General features: G+C 63.7%; 2 protein-coding genes and 1 pseudogene. 1 reads left to right on the plus strand and 2 read right to left on the minus strand.

The genetic code is table 11. The annotated features are described in order from the left end of the window. Positions 1–247 (plus strand): annotated as a pseudogene (locus EN781_RS31340) (AsmA family protein); the annotation flags it as partial. Between the two features lie 17 nt (positions 248–264). On the opposite strand, the gene EN781_RS31345 reads toward EN781_RS31340, so the two are convergent. Beyond that, the gene (locus EN781_RS31345) at positions 265–1,083 is read right to left on the minus strand and encodes an ABC transporter permease subunit (RefSeq protein WP_126056450.1); all 819 of its coding nucleotides are present in this window, start codon (positions 1,081–1,083) and stop codon (positions 265–267) included. Then, positions 1,080–1,991 (minus strand): ABC transporter permease subunit, encoded by a 912-nt coding sequence (locus EN781_RS31350; RefSeq protein WP_127400671.1) that lies wholly within the window; start codon positions 1,989–1,991, stop codon positions 1,080–1,082. The genes EN781_RS31345 and EN781_RS31350 overlap by 4 nt, the downstream gene beginning before the upstream one ends. Between the last annotated feature and the right edge of the window lie 50 nt (positions 1,992–2,041).

Genomic DNA, 2,041 nt, shown 5'->3' on the forward strand with positions numbered 1-2,041 from the left:
CTCCAAGGGTGTGGCGCGACTCGACAAGGCCGAAGCCAATTCGGCGAAATCCAAGATCTGGCTGTCCGGCATCGCCTCCTATGCCGGACGCGGGCTGGCGCTGTCCGGCGGCATCGTCCAGCCGGACCCGCCGGCCGCGCAGGCGAATGGCCAGCCGGCGCCGCCCAAGCAGTCGACCTTCTTCGTCGGCGGCACCTGGAGCACGCCGTTCATCTCGCCGATCAGCCGCGGCGTTTCCGGCGAATAATTTCGCGCTTGCCTGCCCTAGCCTCGCTGCGCGGCCTGCTCGTCGCGCTGGCGCTGGACCTCGCGGCGCTTGTTGGCGACCGAGGCGATGATGACGCCAACGGCGACGACCGCGATCAGGATGGTGCAGGCGGCGTTGATTTCCGGCGTCACGCCAAGGCGAACCTGGCTGTAGATCTTCATCGGCAGCGTCGTGGCGCCCGGCCCCGAGGTGAAGGAGGCGATGACCAAATCATCGAGCGACAGCGTGAAGGCCAGCATCCAGCCGGAGACGATCGCCGGCAGGATCACCGGCAGAGTGATGTGGAAGAAGGTTTTCACCGGCGGCGCGCCGAGATCCATCGCCGCCTCCTCCAGGGAGCGGTCGAACGAGACCAGGCGCGACTGCACGACGACGGCCACGAAGCACATGGTGAAGGTAATGTGGGCGAGCGTGACGGTAAGGAAGCCGCGGTCGAGGCCGACGGCGACGAAGAGCAGGAGCAGCGACAGGCCGGTGATGACTTCCGGCATGACAAGCGGCGCAAAGACCATGCCGGAAAACAGGATGCGTCCCCGGAAGCGTGTGTAGCGCGTCAAAGTGAGGGCGGCGAGCGTGCCAAGCACGGTGGCGACGGTGGCCGAAATGACGCCGACGCGCGCCGTCACCCAGGTCGCGTCCATCAGGCCCTGGTTGTGGAACAGCGAGACGTACCATTTGGTCGAGAAGCCGCCCCAGACGGTGACCAGCTTCGACTCGTTGAAGGAGAAGACGATGAGCAGCACGATCGGCAGATAGAGGAAGGCAAAGCCGAGCACGACCGAGGTGATGTTGAAGCGGCTCCAGGTGGTGTTCATCTGCCCTGCTCCTGCGCGCGCGCCTGGGCCCGCTGGAAGAGCATGATCGGAACGATCAGCAGCAGCAGCAGGATGACGGCAACCGCCGACGACAGCGGCCAGTCGCGGTTGCCGAAGAACTCGCTCCACAAGGTCTTGCCGATCATCAGTGTCTGCGAGCCGCCGAGCAGGTCGGGAATGACGAACTCGCCGACTGCCGGGATGAACACCAGCAGGCAGCCGGCGATGACGCCCGGCAGCGACAGCGGGAAGGTGATTTTCCAGAAGGCGCTGATCGGCGGACAGCCAAGGTCCTTGGCGGCCTCGATCAGCGAATGGTCCATCTTCTCCAGCGATGAATAGAGCGGCAGCACCATGAACGGCAGGTAGGAATAGACGATGCCGATGAAGATCGCCTTATAGGTGTTGAGGATGAGCAGCGGCTCGTGGATGATGCCGATGCCAAGCAGGAACTCATTGAGCAAGCCTTCCGGCTTGAGGATGCCGATCCAGGCATAGACGCGGATCAGGAACGAGGTCCAGAATGGCAGGATGACCAGCATCAGCAAGGTCGGCCGGATCGCCGCCGGCGCGCGCGCCATGCCGTAGGCGATGGGATAGCCGACGATCAGCGTCAGCACCGTCGAGATCGCGGCGATGATCAGACTGGTCACATAAGCATTGAAGTACAGCGAATCCTTGGTCAGCAAAGTGTAGTTGTCGATGCTGAGCTCTCTGAGCTGTCCGACAAAACCGAACCAGCCGCCGCTGAAATCAAGCACCGGCGTGTAGGGCGGCATCGCGATCGCCGTTTGCGACAGCGAGATCTTGAAGACGATGACGAACGGGATGAGGAAAAAGAACAGCAGCCAGAGATAGGGGACGATGATGACCAGGCGGCCGACGAAGGCCGAGCCCAGCCGGGCCAGCGGGGATTTGGCGGCATCGGCTGCCGACGGGGTTGTTGCGGCGGTCGGGG

The organism is Mesorhizobium sp. M4A.F.Ca.ET.090.04.2.1 (assembly GCF_003999085.1).
In the GTDB taxonomy this organism is placed as follows: Bacteria; Pseudomonadota; Alphaproteobacteria; order Rhizobiales; family Rhizobiaceae; genus Mesorhizobium.